Annotated in this window: 9 protein-coding genes and 1 tRNA gene; 6 read left to right on the top strand and 4 right to left on the bottom strand. The window is 42.5% G+C overall.

The genetic code is table 11. The features are described 5' to 3' along the window. Positions 1-7 precede the first annotated feature (7 nt). The 5 genes from ACFPIK_RS09750 (at position 8) to ACFPIK_RS09730 (ending at position 12860) form a co-directional block, all read left to right on the top strand. Entirely contained in the window at positions 8-5443 is a 5436-nt protein-coding gene (locus ACFPIK_RS09750) for a hypothetical protein (protein ID WP_377914685.1), read from the top strand. A 1-nt stretch (position 5444) separates the two neighbouring features. After that, entirely contained in the window at positions 5445-6197 is a 753-nt protein-coding gene (yaaA, locus tag ACFPIK_RS09745; protein ID WP_377914683.1) for a peroxide stress protein YaaA, read from the top strand. A gap of 103 nt (positions 6198-6300) precedes the next feature. Then, the gene (locus ACFPIK_RS09740) at positions 6301-9804 is read left to right on the top strand and encodes a T9SS type B sorting domain-containing protein (protein WP_377914681.1); all 3504 of its coding nucleotides are present in this window, start codon (positions 6301-6303) and stop codon (positions 9802-9804) included. Between the two features lie 409 nt (positions 9805-10213). Continuing rightward, a complete protein-coding gene (locus tag ACFPIK_RS09735; RefSeq protein WP_377914679.1) occupies positions 10214-11440 on the top strand; it encodes an MFS transporter in 1227 nt (408 codons plus the stop codon). Positions 11441-11486: 46 nt separating this feature from the next. Further along, the gene (locus ACFPIK_RS09730; RefSeq protein ID WP_377914677.1) at positions 11487-12860 is read left to right on the top strand and encodes a glycoside hydrolase family 140 protein; all 1374 of its coding nucleotides are present in this window, start codon (positions 11487-11489) and stop codon (positions 12858-12860) included. On the opposite strand, the gene ACFPIK_RS09725 is transcribed toward ACFPIK_RS09730, so the two are convergent. After that, positions 12857-13096 carry a YgdI/YgdR family lipoprotein gene (locus ACFPIK_RS09725; RefSeq protein ID WP_377914675.1) on the bottom strand — a complete coding sequence of 80 codons (240 nt, stop codon included), beginning with the start codon at positions 13094-13096 and terminating at the stop codon, positions 12857-12859. The two genes, ACFPIK_RS09730 and ACFPIK_RS09725, sit on opposite strands and share 4 nt — an antisense overlap. Positions 13097-13257: 161 nt before the next feature. Beyond that, positions 13258-13331, bottom strand: a tRNA-Arg gene (locus ACFPIK_RS09720). Between the two features lie 178 nt (positions 13332-13509). Here ACFPIK_RS09720 and ACFPIK_RS09715 point away from each other — a divergent pair. Continuing rightward, the gene (locus ACFPIK_RS09715) at positions 13510-14253 is read left to right on the top strand and encodes an outer membrane beta-barrel protein (RefSeq protein ID WP_377914673.1); all 744 of its coding nucleotides are present in this window, start codon (positions 13510-13512) and stop codon (positions 14251-14253) included. An 80-nt stretch (positions 14254-14333) separates the two neighbouring features. On the opposite strand, the gene ACFPIK_RS09710 is transcribed toward ACFPIK_RS09715, so the two are convergent. Then, positions 14334-14954: a PA-phosphatase gene (locus ACFPIK_RS09710; protein WP_377914671.1), complete on the bottom strand. Its 621-nt coding sequence runs from the start codon at positions 14952-14954 to the stop codon at positions 14334-14336. Beyond that, positions 14954-16411: an RNA polymerase factor sigma-54 gene (rpoN, locus tag ACFPIK_RS09705; protein WP_377914669.1), complete on the bottom strand. Its 1458-nt coding sequence runs from the start codon at positions 16409-16411 to the stop codon at positions 14954-14956. The genes ACFPIK_RS09710 and rpoN overlap by 1 nt, the downstream gene beginning before the upstream one ends. Positions 16412-16460 lie beyond the last annotated feature (49 nt).

Here is a 16460-nt window from a genome sequence, read left to right as displayed (position 1 = left end):
AAAATCCTTGGCTCAGGGTTTCAATAACAATGAATGGATCTTTGGCAATTGCGGCTCAGGAGAGAATAGTTACCTGTCTTTTGGGAAAGGAAAAACTGCAAATGTTCAGACTTTGCCAAGCTCAATCCTGATTGGCAAAAACAATAATGCACTAGCAATAGACCCCATTACCGGTCAACCACTTTTCTACACCAATGGTGAACTGGTATATGATTACAGTGGTAGTCCCATCGAAGGTAGTGCCCCCGGACTAAATGGGGACATAGATGGCAAGCAGAAAGTAGCTACGGGATTTTTGAATTATGATCCAAGCCCCGGAGGACAAAAGTTATTTTACATCTTTTACATTTCGCCAGGTGGTCAACTCCAATATGCCCTCGCAGACATGAATGCTGCAGGCCAAGCTACAGGTAATGAAAGACCCTTGGGGGAAATCACATCCAAGGATCAATCCATTGGACCTGCTCAAGGAGCCATCTTGGTTGTAAAAACTCCTTCTTCCCCTTCCTATCTCATAAGCTTTACAGGAGGCAACCTTGTGGCTAGGCGACTGGGAAGCACTGCGGGAGATTTCACGCAAACTGATACGGAAGGAATTCCATTTACCCCAAAAGGAATCGTCTTTGACGAGGGAAACAGCAGGTTGATTTTAATTCCCGAAAATCCCGGAGATGATCTGGTGATGGTTCCTTTTGACACTTCCAATGGCAATTTTGGTACACCTCAGACTATAACCAATTCAGGAGGTAGCGCATCTATCAATGGTGCAGAATTTTCTCCTGATGGAAATTTCATTTATTTCTCAAGAGGCAACCAACTATTCAGAGTACCGACCAATAACCTGAGCGCAACGCCCGAGGAAGTCCCGTTGACAGCTGGACTACATCAGGTATACGATGTCAAAGCAGGTCCAGATGGCCAACTCTACTACATCTATGAGGAAGTCCCCGGAGGTCCTCAACTGATCGGTCGTGTAGCCAATCCGAATGAGGCTGATCTAACTCTACTCACAGTTGATGAAGATCCATTTGCCGGAACTGATTTCTGTGGTACTGTTTTTCCTGTGTTTGCTCCAAATGCGGACTTGGAACCTACGGTGGATTTTACTTGGGATCCCGAAGAGCCTTGTGCTAACAATCCGATTCAGCTGACGAGCGAAATCACACCGGAAAACTACCAGCCCGTATCTTTCAATTGGGAATTTAGCCCCCCTTTGACTGATTCGGACGGAAATCCACTTCCTGCAGACTATAAGCAAGAACATTTTCTGGTACCTCAGGATGCTGCTCAAGGCACTAGTGTTTCAGTCACTCTTACCGTGGAATTTGCCGATGGGTCGACCAAAGTGGTCAACAAATCGATTCCTTTGACAGAGAATGATCTGGAAGCAAACTTCACCCCTTCCGATACCACGCTCTGCGAAAGCTGTATCGACCTAGACCCTTTGCTCCAAGCTCAAGCTGCATCTGGCCAACAGGGAGGAGAGGCACCCGGAGCAGGCGGCCAAAACTACGAGTACTTCTGGTCCAATCAACGAGATAAAGGATGGATTCCAAAAGGTGCCAATGAAGTCTGCAAACCAGGTTTGTATTGGGTACTGGTAAGAGAGCCCGGCTCTTCTTGCTATGCCTATGCGGAGATCCGAATCAAAATGTGGGATATCCCCGATCAGACCAATAACATCTGGTACTTCGGTGATGGCGCTGGTTTGGATTTCAATCCTGATCCTGACGATGAAAATGCACCTGTTCCAAGACCAATAGCCCAACGCCATCCAAGAAACATTCCCGCAGGAACTACCACGATTTCGGATCAAGCAGGACAAGTACTTTTCTTTACGGATGGGAAGTCCGTGTGGGATCTCAATGGCGACCTGATGCAAAACGGCTCTGATATCGGAGGCGACAATACGGCCAGTCAGGCCGTAATTGCTGTAGCGGTACCTACACAACCGACCCTATTCTATCTTTTCACCACCCAAGCGACGGCAGGAGGTAGCAATACGGTGAGCTATTCTTTGGTAGATATCAAATCTGAAAACCAAACAGGTGTAGGGAATGTGGTCACCAAGAACAATTTCTTATTTAGTCCATCTACGGAACACACAGCCGCTTTCACGGCGGGAGACACCACTTGGGTCATGTTTCATGAATTGGGTAATAATTCATTTCGTGCATACCCCGTATCTGCCCAAGGTATAGGTCAGCCCGTGATCAGTTCAGTAGGCAGCAATCATGGATTCAACTCAGGGGTTGGTGCCATGAAATTCAGTCCTGATGGTACCAAAGTAGCAGTGACTATTAATGATGGAGGGTGTAATCGGGCTGAAATCTTCGAGTTTGATCAGCAAACCGGACGAATGACAGAATATGCCCGCCTTAACCTGGGTTGCAGCGGATCGGTCTATGGTCTTGAATTTTCCCAAGACTCTGATCGGATTTTGGTCTCTTACCGAAACGGTGGTCCCGGAATCGAAGAATTTATAATCAAACCTGTAAACTCAAACGATCCCAACGCTACCACTTGTCCTTCTTGTTTCCAAGGGGCTACCACCCGTGCCCAACGAGAAGCTTGTATCCTCACCACCCGAAAAACAGTAAGCGGAACTTCAGGACTAAATTTAGGTGCGCTTCAAATCGCATCTGACGGTCAGATCTATGTGGCAGTGGTAGGAGACAACCGAATCGGACAGATTCAGGTAGGCACTGGCTGTACAGCTTCCAGCACCTTCAACCAAGACGCGGTGGAGCCGATGCCCGGTACTGCCAATTTGGGACTGCCTTCTTTTGTCCAAAGCTCGGGAAGTTCGATTCCTGAACCTGCCTTATCATTTCCCCCCAGACTTTGTCTTGATCCGGAGTTGGGAGCAAGCGCTTTATTGGAAGGAGCGGGTGAACCTGACATTGACTCTTATTTTTGGACGATCACACACGAAGACGGCACTGTCATCCGTAATGCATTCGGAGGGCCGGGAGATCAGTTCCAAAGTCTAGAGCAACTTTTCAACAGACCTGGTAAATATACCATCGAACTCAGAGTTGACCGCTGTGCTGAAGTGGGTTATTTTACAGCTGAAGGCGAAATCGAAGTAGTCGCTCCGCCCACCTTAACCTTGGAGGCTGACGCCACGCTTTGTGCAGGTAATCCCGTCACACTCACTGCGATCGATGGATATGATCCAGCGGATGGATTATATGACTTTCAATGGACCAATGCAGCAGGTCAGGTCTTTGGAGATGTCAACTCCAATTCGATCACAGTTGACGAGGAAAGTATCTATACGGTAAGGGTAAGCTATAGACTGCCAGGAGGACTTTCAACCGATGAGTCTGCATTGTTCGATACCTGTCCTGCCACAGCTGAAGTTTTTGTCGGACCAGCCTTCGAATTTGACCTGACCCAGACTGCCACTGAAGTCTGTTTTGAAGAAACATCCGTAACATTCGCGCCAAATACTCCAATTACAGGAGAATGGTTTTATGAACGGAATCAAGACGGAAATAGAGTACCGCTTGGAGAGTTCTTTGAACTGGAGTTATTCATCACTAATCTCCCAGGTCCAGGGGATTATGAATTGATTTTCGTGACCGAAGATCCCATATTGGATGGTTGCGTGGTGGAGAAAAAATTGGATTTGAAGGTAAATGAGCTTCCTCTTTTTGTGGCTGCACAAACGAATCCAGCTACTGATTGCGCCACTGCGGATGGGGCTTTTGAAATCACCATGCAGGCCGATGCATCCGAAGTACGCCTCACTGAACTTGGATTAGTTTTCAACAATGTCAGCAATGGGGATGTAATCCCAGTGAACAATGTTTTGCCAGGAGCTTACACCATTGAGGCAGAGAATACTTTTGGGTGTGTGTATTCCTTGACAGTAGCAGTTGAAAACCTGAATCCACCGAGTCTGTACGCGTTTACAGTAACAGAAACCGACGAGACTTGCTCAGCCACAGGCGTGGAACCTGGCTCGTTGACCATTACTTTCTCTTCAGGTACACCGCAACCAGGCACTTACACCATTGTCAGACAAGGAGACGGACAGATTTTCACAGGTGCAATTCCCAATCAAGCGACTTTTACTATCCCTGTACCTTATGGAGAGTATGTGATAGAATTGGAAGATCCATCTGGGTGCAGCATTCCTGACCCTACGGTGTATGTGATTGAGCAAAAATTTGAAGTGGTTTTCTCTGTGCCAACGCTCGTCAATGCCTGTGAGGAATTTGCATTTACACCCACTGGACCTAAGCCATTAAGCTACACACTTACCAACTCGGCAGGAACGGTCATATCCCCGAATGCATCTGGAGAGTACCTTTTGACCCAATCAGGAACCTATACCATGAGAGGTGAAGATCCAACTGGCATAGACTGTCCTATGGAAATTGAAATGGCTGTAACTATTTCACAGCCGATTGATTTTCAAGTTTCCCCTCCTGTCATCAATTGTTCGGTGGGCGTGAGTTATGAAGCGATTCTTACCAATGCATCACCAGCCGATGTCATTTTTCTATGGAGAGATGATTTAGGTGTGATCGTAGGGAGAAGGCAAACCTTTGTACCCAATAGAGCAGGAACTTATTCACTAGAGGTGCAGCCAGCAAGTGGCGGGCTTTGTCCTTCCACACGTATTGAGTTTGAAGCGGAAGTGCTTTCAGAAAATGTACCAGTCAGCTTGGATGTAGTTCCTTTTTGCGTAGACCAAGTGAGTACAACGATCAACGTGGAAGCCAATCTCAGTGAAGTCGCAGAATTAGAGTGGTTTTTTGTGGTCAACGGTACCCGATCACGGCTTCCAGCTTTTGACAACCTACCTTCCATCGAGGTCACACAAGAAGGAACCTACGAAGTACTGCTAAGAAGTGAATTCGGATGTGAATTAGGACGGGCTAACGGAGTGGTGGTTAAATCCACCATCATTCCTCCGGTGGTCCCTCTGGAAGAAATTACCATCTGTGCAGTAGAAGGAAATACATTAAGTATCAATCCTGGTATTTATGATAATTATTCTTGGATTTTGAATGGTGAAGAAGTGTCACAAGAAGGCATCTTTACTCCAACTAAACCGGGGAATTATGAACTTAGGGTTTCAGATAATTTAGGATGTGAGTATACAGCTACGTTTTCGGTTCTTGAAGATTGTAGACTGCGAGTAACCTACCCATCCGGAGTGGTGCTTGGGGACCCGAACAGAAACTTTGTACTTTATGCAAATGAATATATTGACGATGTGGACGTCTTCATTTTCAACAGATGGGGCGAGTTGATTTTTTATTGTGAGCACGAAAACCTAGAACCCCGCCAAGCATTTTGTCCTTGGGATGGAATTGTCAATGGAAAATTTGTTCCAAACGGAACATATGCCGTGGTGGTAAGGTTTACTTCCCGAGAGCAAAATATCACCCAATCCGAAACCAAAGCGATTACGATTATCCAATAGTATGTTGATTGTCATTTCCCCTGCCAAAACCCTCGATTACAGCAATCCATCCATTTCAGACTACACTTTACCGGATTTTCCGTCGGATGTAAAGTCCTTGGTGAATGTCATGAAGAAAAAATCTGCCAGTGAAATATCTCAGCTGATGCACATCAGTGATAACCTAGCAGTGCTTAATGAGCAGCGATACAAAACCTTTCAGGAGAACTTTTCATTTGAAAACTCCAAACAGGCACTTCTGGCATTCAAGGGTGATGTATATACCAAAATCGACGTGGACAGCTACACTAGGGAAGACTTTGACTTTGCCCAAGAACACCTTAGAATCCTATCAGGGCTGTACGGGCTTCTCAAACCTTTGGATCTTATCCAGCCTTATCGATTGGAAATGGGAACCAAATTGATCACCAAAAAAGGCAGCAATCTTTATGACTATTGGGGTAGTAAAATTGCCAAAGCACTGAATGAAGCTGCACAAGGAAAAACCCTAGTCAATTTGGCTTCCCAAGAATATTTTAAGGCAGTAGAACTGAAGGCACTCAAAGTACCCGTAGTAACTATTCAATTCAAAGAATATAAAAATGGCACTTATCAAATCATCGGACTCTTTGCAAAACAGGCTAGAGGCATGATGACCAACTTTGCCATCAAGGAGAAAATCAATAATCCCGAGGAATTAAAAACCTTTCAGGAAGGTGGATATGAGTATTCGGAAGGGTTGAGCTCAGATAAAGAATGGGTGTTTGTGAGGTAAGCCTTATAAACACCCATTCTTTATCTGAACTTTTTGAAAGTTTTTATCAGAGTCAAATTTCCTTATTTTAGTTGCCTGATTACTAGTCATTTTAGAAGCTATTTTGCAAAAATCACGTGTTTTCTTTCTATCTGCAGTTTTCTTATCGACCCTCCTTTTTGTATGGGGAAATGGTTGGGGAGAAGACTTATGGAAAAAAAATAGTTTAATTTTTAAATCTTTTGGAACAACTGCAGAATCAAACAATCTTCCCAAACTTAGCGGTCCGGAATTACTCTGCAATGCTTTTGGAAGCGTACTAGCCAGTTATTCTGGAGGAGGCAACCCTGTTATTGACATTTACAAATGGGAAATCACCGACCCTTTCAACTCATTGGTATTTGACAGATTGGGAGGGGCTACTTTTCAAGAGATTTCCTTTACCTTTTCCCAAAATGGTAAGTATACCATTTCATTGACTGTCATAAGAGGAGGAATTGAAATTCATAAGGAATCTAAAAGTGTCGAGGTCATTCAGGGGCCAAGCTTGATTCTAAACTCCAATTATTCCTTTTGCGAGGGAGAAAATATCAAACTAACTGCAATAGATCCTTCCTCAACTAACTTCTCTAAGTACTCTTTCGAATGGTATGACGATTCTGGTAAGCTAGTCTCAAGTCAAAACACATTTTCTACCGACATTTCAGGAAAATATACAGTTACCTTATTCATTTTAGATTTGAATGGAAATAAGGTATGCGAGACCCAAAAATCAACCCAAGTTTCAAAGGTCGTTGATTATACAATTTCAGTTAGTAAGCCTATCGTTTGTCCAGATTTACCCACTAATCTTTCTGCAAGTTCTTCAGTTATTGGAAATTGGACTGCCCAAAAAAGCGGAAGCCCAGTGACCATTGCCCTTGGATATGGGAACTCTATCAATGTAGTACCAAATCAACAGCTGACAGAAGGTGAGGGAACTTACACCATTACATTCACCCCAGATCCTTCTATCAATCCTTCTTGCCTAGTAAAAAAATCCTTATCAATCACCTACAATCCACAGCCAGACTTTTTAGTCTATCCTTCTAAGGACGCTACGGATTGTGATTCATTCAATGGAACACTAACAATAGAGGCAGTCACAGATCTTGACTACGTGGTGATTGAAGGTCTGGGGATAAGCACACCATCGATCAGTTCAGGTCAAAGCTATGTGATAACTGGTCTGAAAAGTGGCACTTATAATCTTACAGGAGTACTGGGTAGTTGTTCAAATGGATTTGGATCTATAGTGCCATTAGAAAATCCTCCTACTCAATTATTATTTACTATTGAAAACATCGTCGGGGAAACTTGCCTTCCTGATGGAAAATCAGAAGGTTCATTTGTACTCAAATTTGACAACCCTCCATCTACAGGAAGCTATAAAATAATTAATCAAAAAGGCACCTTAGTAAAGGAAGCGGCATTTACCAATGTGTCAGAAATTCCGGTTTCCATTCCTGGGGGTGTCTATTTTGTGGAAGTGCTCAGCCCAAATGATTGCAATATTCCAGAGTCACAAGAATTACAAATCCCGAGCTTGACACAAAGTCAATTTTCAGTTCCAAGTGAGCTTACAATTTGTCAATCCTATGAATTAATTCCCCAAACCAATCAGAACCTAGAATTTACTATAGTTAATCCATCGGGAATTTCGCAAACCAAACCAAAAGGAACTCCTTTTACAATAGATGAGGAAGGAGAATACCTCGTAATCGGAAAAAACCTGACTGACCCAACTATTTGTCCTTCACAGTCAAAATTTGTGGTCAAGCTGGTAGACCCCATCGCTTACGAGCCTAAGTTGATCGATCAGGATTGTTTCGGAAATCGAACCTACGAGGCCGATATCAAAGGAATTGATCCAAATACAGTAAAATTCCAGTGGTTTAATGAAAAAAACGAGTTGGTAGGGACAGGACAATTCTTAAATCCAGTCTCCAATGGGTTATTTAAATTGAATGTTCAACCAATCAATAGTGAGGCTTGTCCAATACCTCCTACAGAATTTGAAATCAAGGAACCCATACTCTTTGTTGATGTTAATCTTTCTTCCACAAAACTTTGTGAATTTGGCCCAAGAGCAATACTAAGTTTGACTACAACTTTTCCAGAGGAAATAACAGATGTGGAATGGAGAAAGTATGATGTTGCTGGAAATATTGAAGAACTACCACAATTCAAGAATAAATACGAGGTAACTGTAGATGAAGAAGGAATTTACGAGGCCTCCGTTTTCAGTAGAATTCCCAGTATCAATAAAAATTGTGAACTCGGAAGAAGTAGCCTTCAGATAGACTTAGTCCCAAATAAAGTAACCTATACTATCCCAGGTGATCTATCCTTATGTGACCCTTTTGAGCTATTGCCCATCGGGTCAGCTGATCTTGAATATATCCTGACCTATCCTGATGGCAGCCAAATCACAAAACCAACTGGGGATCAGTTCATTCTTGATCAAGCCGGTAATTACACTATTTTAGGGTATAATCCAGATGTAACGTGGCCACTTTGCCCTGAGCAAAAAGAATTCACTGTGACTTTCTTTGAACCCGTGGTATTTGAACCTGAATTGGTCGATCTAACCTGCGAAGGAACCTACACTTATCAAGCGAGAATTAACAATTATGACGAGGATGAGGTTGATTTTTTCTGGAGAAATTCAACAGGGGTTCTTGTTTCAACAAACCCTATTTTGCTCACCAATATCTATGGGGAGTTTTCTTTGGAAGTACAGCCAAAAGGTTCTCTATCTTGCAGTGATAGCACCGTGCCATTTACTATCCCCATTCCAATCCTAGAAATAAACACCCAGCTAATTTCTGAGACACTATGCCCGGATCAGCCGAATGCAGCTATCAAGGTGAACGCAAACTTTGAATCTGTACAAACTATCCAGTGGTGGTACACCGACCTTAGTAACAATACATACCAATTGACTCAGTTTACAAATAGAGAGGAAATTTTAGCCACTCAGGAAGCCACTTATGAGGTAAGACTGATAAATTCCTTTGGTTGTGTTATCGGAAGTGCCAATCAACTAGTCATCAGAAGTACGGATCAAATCCGACCTCAATTAGAGTCGTCTTACCAAGTCTGCCCCAGGTATGAAATTGGGCCGACACTAAATCCAGGTAATTTCAGCTCTTATGAATGGTATTTTGAGGGAAATCTAGTTTCCACCTCTTCCAGTTTTAAACCATTGCAAGTCGGGGTATATGAGGTAATTGTATTTAGTCAGGAAGGATGCGCTTACCAGACTTCATTCGTCACAGAAGAAGAATGTGAATTAAAACTAAGGTTACCCAATGCTCTTCAACCTGGCGATCCCGAGAAGCAATTTTTAATATACACCAACTATCTCGTGGATGAACTCGAGGTTTGGATCTTCAACAAATGGGGCAACTTGATTTTTCACTGTAAAAATTCGGGATTGATCGATGAAGAATCTACCTGCCTGTGGGATGTCACTTACCAGGGGGAAAAAGTCCCGCAAGGTGTCTATTCGTACAGGATCAATTATAAAAATCTGGAAAAAAATATTCAAAAAACTCAGCTCGGATCTTTGCTTATCCTTGACTGAAGTCATTGCTTTTGCATTATTAACCACTATCTATTTAAATCAGTATAGTTTTTTCGGATGGCCTTGAAAGTAGGCTAATTGACATCCCCAATCAATCACAATCCAAAATGAAACATTCCCAATATTCTGGCAGGAAAATGAGCTTCCTGATCGTGGAGATGATTGGAAACGATTCCCGATTAGCATTGGATCAATCTTAATCATTCAGGAGATAGGGCCAAGAAATTGTAACAACTAAACCCAACTATAATTTTTCTGAAAAGGTGACCAAAAGCCTTCTTGTAATTAAATAATTTCTAGAGACTTATAGAAAATTTTCTGTACGGGGAAGCTAGATAATTTTTTTTTTATATTTTGAGCTGTTTCAATCGTTTGTTTCACTCAACCCAAAATCCAAAAGCACGAATCTATGACTCAAACCATCAACAAAGGAGCACTTTTCAACGCAAGTTGTCTGGCCCTTATCACCACCGCTTTTTCGTTTTCGATCAGAGCGGGCATCCTCCCTCAGTTAGGAACTGAGTTTGGACTTACTGCCGAGCAGCTCGGCTTTATCAACTCGATGTGGTTCTTAGGCTTCCCAATTTCAATGATCTTAGGCGGGCTGTTCTACCACATCGTAGGACCTGCTAATATCATGCGAATTGCCTTTATCACACACACGCTTGGCATTTTGCTTACCATCTATGCAGGTGGTTATACCACCTTGTTGATTTCAACATTGTTTATCGGATTTGGCAACGGATGTACCGAAGCCGCCTGTAATCCGCTGATTGCTGATATGTATTCCGGCACCACGCTGAATAAGATGCTCAACAGATTCCACATGTGGTTCCCTGGAGGTATCGTATTGGGAAGTTTAATTTCCAAGTTTATGACAGATGGAGGAATGACCTGGCAAGCCCAAGTATGGGTGATGATGGTTCCAACCGTTGCCTATGCAGTTCTTTTCTTTGGAAAAGCCTTCCCTAAGCCTTCTGTAGAGGGAGTGACCTCAGTGGGTTCCAATATCAAGGCTATGTTCAGCCCTGTGTTTATTTTCCTCTTCTTAGCCATGGCATTGACCGCAATTTCAGAATTTGGTCCACAGCAGTGGGTAGGTTTGATCATGAGTAAAAGCGGCGCAAGCCCAATGTTGATTTTGGCACTTACTACTGGTGTGATGGCAGTAGGCCGATTCTTCGCAGGTCCTGTTGTAAAAGCCTTGGGTCAAACCGGTGTACTTTTGGGAGGTGCGATTTTCGCGTCCATCGGTGTATTCATGTTTAGCACCGTGACTGGACCGATGGCTTATGTAGCTGCATTCGTATTCGCCATTGGTGTATGCTACTTCTGGCCTGTGATGGTAGGTGCTGTGGCGCAGCGCGTACCTTTGTCAGGAGCACTGGGCATGTCTATTATCGGTGGTGTTGGTATGTTTTCCACGGCTATTTTCCAGCCAATCATTGGTGGGTGGATTGACACAGCTAGAGCTGACCAAGGCGCTGCAGGCTTGGCAGGTGATGCTTTAGAACTTGCTGCTGGCCAAGAAACACTTCAAAAAATGGTCATGTTCCCAGGTATTCTGATTGTCCTGTTTATTATTTTCTTCATTTGGCAAAGAGGGGTAAAACCAGCTGGTGAAGCAGCTCATTAATAGTTACTAAAAGCAGCCTTCGGGCTGCTTTTTTCTTTATAATCCTATGACTAGACTTCATGCTCTAATCCTCTTTCTGCTACTGGTAAATCAAGCCTCGTTCGCACAACAAATCAGAGGTCCCATTCAAGTCCATCCTGATCATCGATTTTTGATGACTTCGGAAAAAGAACCCTTTTTCTGGATGGCAGACACTGCTTGGGAGCTTTTCCATCGATTGGATAAGCAAGAAGCTATTATGTACCTAGATAAACGAAAAGCACAAGGATTTAATGTTATCCAAGCAGTAGTACTGGCTGAACTGGATGGAATTCACACACCAAACGCCAACGGAGATCTTCCGTTTTCTGATTTGGCAAACTTTAAATATAATGAAGCCTATTTTCAGCATATTGATTTGATTTTAGACCTCGCCATGCAGCGGGATATCCATATCGCGCTATTACCTACTTGGGGGGATAAGCTCTTTAAACATTCTTGGGGAATAGGTCCGGAGATTTTTAATCCCAAAACTGCCTATGACTATGGAAAATGGATCGGAAACCGATACAAAGACCGCAAAAATCTAATTTGGGTACTTGGTGGTGACCGTAACCCAAGAGAAAATTCTGAAGACATAGAAGTATGGAATCAAATGGCAAAAGGGATTCTCGAAACTCAAAGTCCATCCAATAAAATACTGTTGACTTTCCATCCTCAACCCAAGGCTCCTGGAGGTAGTTCAGTTTGGTTTCATCAAGCAGAGTGGCTTGATTTCAATATGCATCAGACAGGCCATTGCCCAAATTACCCTACTTATTCACGAATCACCTATGATTATCAGTTGAATCCTACCAAGCCTACAATAGATGGAGAACCGATGTATGAAGAGCATCCCAAATGCTTCAATGCGAAGGAACTTGGCTATAGCGAGGCCACTGACATTCGAAAGATTATGTATTGGAACGTCTTTGCAGGAGCCGCTGGTCAAACCTACGGATGCCATGCCGTATGGCAGATGTATGACTTGGACAAAGAACCTGTAAACTCTCCGCTCAAACCATGGCATCAATCTTTGGATTTGGAGGTGGCAAATCAAGTCAAACATCTTAAAAACCTGATGTTAAGCAAACCTTACTTTGATCGGATTCCTGATCAAACGTTGATAGCAGAGCGTCAAGAAGAGGACGATACGTTTGTGGTAGCTACCAAATCCATAGCCGGTGACTATGCTTTCCTATATTTCCCAACCGGAAAATCCATCCCATTGGATTTGGATGATTTCAAAAATAAAGAACTCCATTTCAGCTGGTATGACCCTAGAACAGGTGTCAAACTCGACTACCCTATCAAAATAGCTAATCCTAAAGCTGTTCCTGTCACCCCTCCGAGTTCAGGAAGGGGAAATGATTGGGTGTTAATAGTAGAAGCTACTGATTAATTACTGCAGGAAAAGCTGGTGTATTCCGATGATTTGATAGACCATAGTTTACCATCCTCATCTCTATAGGTGATCGTACCCGTACTTTCCAGAATCTCAATACTCTTTTGAGTAATTATGCGCTGTCCGTTTGTCAGTTCGATGGTACATGGTCCATCAAAACGCTCCACTTCGAGGATTTTCTCACAAGATGAAAAACCAAAAAGGAGAAAAATAAAAACCAAAATTCTGCGCATGCGAATAAATGAGCTACTTATTACTATAAAATTTTGAATGCAAATAACAAAATGAGGTTCTCTAGTCCAAACCTTAAGGCTATTGAATTTGATGCACAAAATCAATCAATCATCAGAAAGTCAACCAAATAAAAAAGCCCAACTTTTCAGTTGAGCTTTTGTGACCTCGTCAAGATTCAAACTTGAAACCTCCTGAGCCGTAATCAGGTGCTCTATTCAGTTGAGCTACGAGGCCGAAATGGTTTGCAAAAGTAAAAATATAATCTCTTCCTCCAAAAAGAAACGCGAAAGAAAATCACTGTAAGTTTTGAAAAGGCTATTTAACGGTTAAGAATTATTAAGAACATATGGAGGGTAAATCCTGAGGGATTTCCTATTTTTGCCCACATCCTACTGAAAAGAAGACTCTTTTGATGAAAAAATTACTAACGATTGCCTTGATTTCTTTATCCTTCTTGGCCAAGGCTCAGGAGACGGAAACCAAGCCAAAAACTCCTATCGGAGGCAGACCAAACATTCCAAATGATCTCAATATCGAATTTGGATTCAATCAACTGACCAACAGACCTGCTGATCTTTCCTTAAATTTTTTCGGTTCAAGATCCTTTCATGTTTATTATCAAGTCCCAATCAAGATCTTTGGTGAAAAATCAGGATTTACTGTAAACCCTGGATTTGGCATAGGTTCTGAGAAATTTTCATTTCAGGACGATAAAAACCTATTCAGGAGTGCTACGCTAGGTCCTGAATCTTCGGAGCTTAAAACTTTAAAGAGTGTTTATGGAAATACAATCACTATTTCAAAAAACACCTTTGCTGCAAACTATTTTGAAGTGCCTGTGGATTTGGTATACCATTTCAACAAAAACAGTTATAGTAAAAGCTTTCGAGTAAGCGTGGGTGGGAAAATTGGATATCTATATGATGCCCATACCAAAATCGGCTATGAATCTGCCACAGCAGGTGAAGTCAAAATCAAAAGTTCTGAAAACTTTGGACTTGAGAAGTTGCGGTATGGGGTATCCGTAAAAGCAGGTAGCCCGGGCTTTTACCTTTGGAGTAATATTTACCTAAATGGGATGTGGCAAGCAGAAAGAGGTCCATTTGGTACCGAAGCGAGCCAAGTTAATTTTGGAATCGCCGTATCATTATTCTAAGCTTTTCCTTTAAAAATGAATTTAAATCCGGCCGAAAGCCGGATTTTTTTTGAACCTGATGGGTCAACTTTTCTTAAAAACTAGGACCAAAGCCATGAAAACCCTGCCAAACAAATAAGAAACCCAGTAAAAAATCCCGCATAAACTTCCGCTGGTTTATGGGCATTCAGATACAAACGTGAAGTAGCAATTGCTCCTGAAAGAATCAAAACCAATAATAATGGATAGACCGCCTGAAAGTTGCTAAACTCGAAGCCCAGGACTAAAACTACAGCAAGAAACCCTCCAACCCCTACCATATGGGCAGACATTTTCCAAAAAAAAGTAACTATAGTCAAGACAATCACAGAAAAGGAAATCACCCCCATTCCCAGCCACAAAATGGGATCAAGCTCTGACTTTTGATATAGAAAAAAGAGCGTCAGTATGAAATAGACACAGGTCATCAAAAAAGGAATCGCCCGATCTTTTCGCTCAGGCATATGTAGACTTTTCACCATTCCACTTAATCTTAATCCAATAATGCTGATCATTGGGATTAAGAGTGTGGAAAGGACAATCAAAAAAAATATTCTGTATTTGAACTCCTCCGGAATTGTGGTGGCCTCAGGCACAGCAAAAAGCAACATGCCAAATACCAAGGTCGGCATCAGCAAGGGCTGAAACACCACAGAAATCACAAGCGCTAAAATCCTCAACACTATAGCTCTTTTCTAAGTCTAGCTACTGGGATCTGCAATTGTTCCCGATATTTGGCTACAGTTCGTCGAGCGATATTGTATCCCTTTTTATTCAGCATTTTGACCAACTTATCATCCGATAGTGGGCGCTTTTTATCTTCAGCATCGACCATTCCTTGTAACACAGACTTTACCTCCCTATTGCTTACATCCTCACCACTGTCAGTAGCAATACCTTCTGAGAAGAAATATTTCAAAGGGTAAACCCCAAACTCAGTCTGTATGGACTTACTATTTGCCACTCGGGAAACAGTGGAGATATCCATTTCAATCTTTTCAGCGATATCCTTAAGAATCATAGGTCGGAGATTGGTCTCATCCCCATCTATGAAAAATTCCTTTTGATATTGAAGAATGGCTTCCATCGTTCTGAGCAAAGTGTTTTGACGCTGTTTGATCGCATCGATAAACCACTTGGCAGCATCCAGCTTTTGCTTCACAAAAGAAACCGTCTCCTTAAGCTTTTTATCCTTTTTGTCACTCTTATCGTAGGCATCAAACATATCTGCATACGAGCGGGATATCCTTAATTCGGGTGCATTTCTTGAGTTGAGAGAAATTTCAAGTTTCCCGCTGTTATTGGTAAGGATAAAATCCGGAATGATGAATTGCGTACGGACTAATCCATCGGAAACACCCCCTGGTTTAGGGTTTAAACGGGTAATCAGATTCACGGCATCCTTGATTTCATCCTCGTTCAGATCGAGGCGACGTTGGATTTTGGGATAATGCTTTTTGGTAAACTCTTCAAAGCAATCGTGAATGATAGACAAGGCGTGTTTTACCACTGGATCATCCGGATGCTCTTTACGCTCGAGTTGAATGATCAAACATTCCTGAAGGTTGCGTGCAGCAATCCCGGCAGGATCAAAAGACTGGACCTTTCGGAGGATTTCTTCCATCTCATCAATATCGGTTTCGATATTTTGGGAGAAAGCCAAATCATTAATTATCGCCTCAAGATCGCGACGGATATAACCATCATTCTCTATGCTTCCGATAAGCTGCTGACCAATAATTTTCTGCCTGTCATCCAGTTTTAAAAAACTCAGTTGAGAAATCAACTGTTCGTGGAGAGTAGCTTGTGATGAAATGGGGATCTCTCGATCTTCTTCGTCAGGATTGTAATTTCCGTCACCCTGCATTTTATAACCGCCGTATTCATCGTCTAGGTAATCATCAAGGTTGAGTTCATTATCGTCTCTTCCCAAATCATCCTCATAGGAATCTTCAAAATCGTCTTCTTGGGATTTTTCCTGTTCCTCTTCCTTGCCTTCCTCGAGTGCGGGATTGATCTCAAGCTCTTCTTCGATCCTCGTGTCCAACTCAGCAGTCGGCACCTGCAACAGCTTGATAAACTGAATTTGCTGGGGAGAAAGCTTTTGAGATAGATTCTGAGATAGATTTAACTTTTGCATTGAAATGAAATAAACCTGCTTTTGGGGTAGAAAAAGGGGATTGATGAAA

The sequence above is a fragment of the Algoriphagus aquatilis genome, assembly GCF_042657405.1.
GTDB lineage: Bacteria > Bacteroidota > Bacteroidia > Cytophagales > Cyclobacteriaceae > Algoriphagus > Algoriphagus aquatilis.
Note: the sequence above shows the minus strand (reverse complement) of the source record. Positions and strands in the feature narration are given on the sequence as shown.

Coding starts and splice junctions, on each gene's coding strand:
- ACFPIK_RS09735 (WP_377914679.1), top strand. CDS start 10,214: ATGACTCAAACCATCAACAAAGGAGCACTTTTCAACGCAAGTTGTCTG.
- ACFPIK_RS09730 (WP_377914677.1), top strand. CDS start 11,487: ATGACTAGACTTCATGCTCTAATCCTCTTTCTGCTACTGGTAAATCAA.
- rpoN (WP_377914669.1), bottom strand. CDS start 16,411: ATGCAAAAGTTAAATCTATCTCAGAATCTATCTCAAAAGCTTTCTCCC.
- ACFPIK_RS09725 (WP_377914675.1), bottom strand. CDS start 13,096: ATGCGCAGAATTTTGGTTTTTATTTTTCTCCTTTTTGGTTTTTCATCT.
- ACFPIK_RS09715 (WP_377914673.1), top strand. CDS start 13,510: ATGAAAAAATTACTAACGATTGCCTTGATTTCTTTATCCTTCTTGGCC.
- yaaA (WP_377914683.1), top strand. CDS start 5,445: ATGTTGATTGTCATTTCCCCTGCCAAAACCCTCGATTACAGCAATCCA.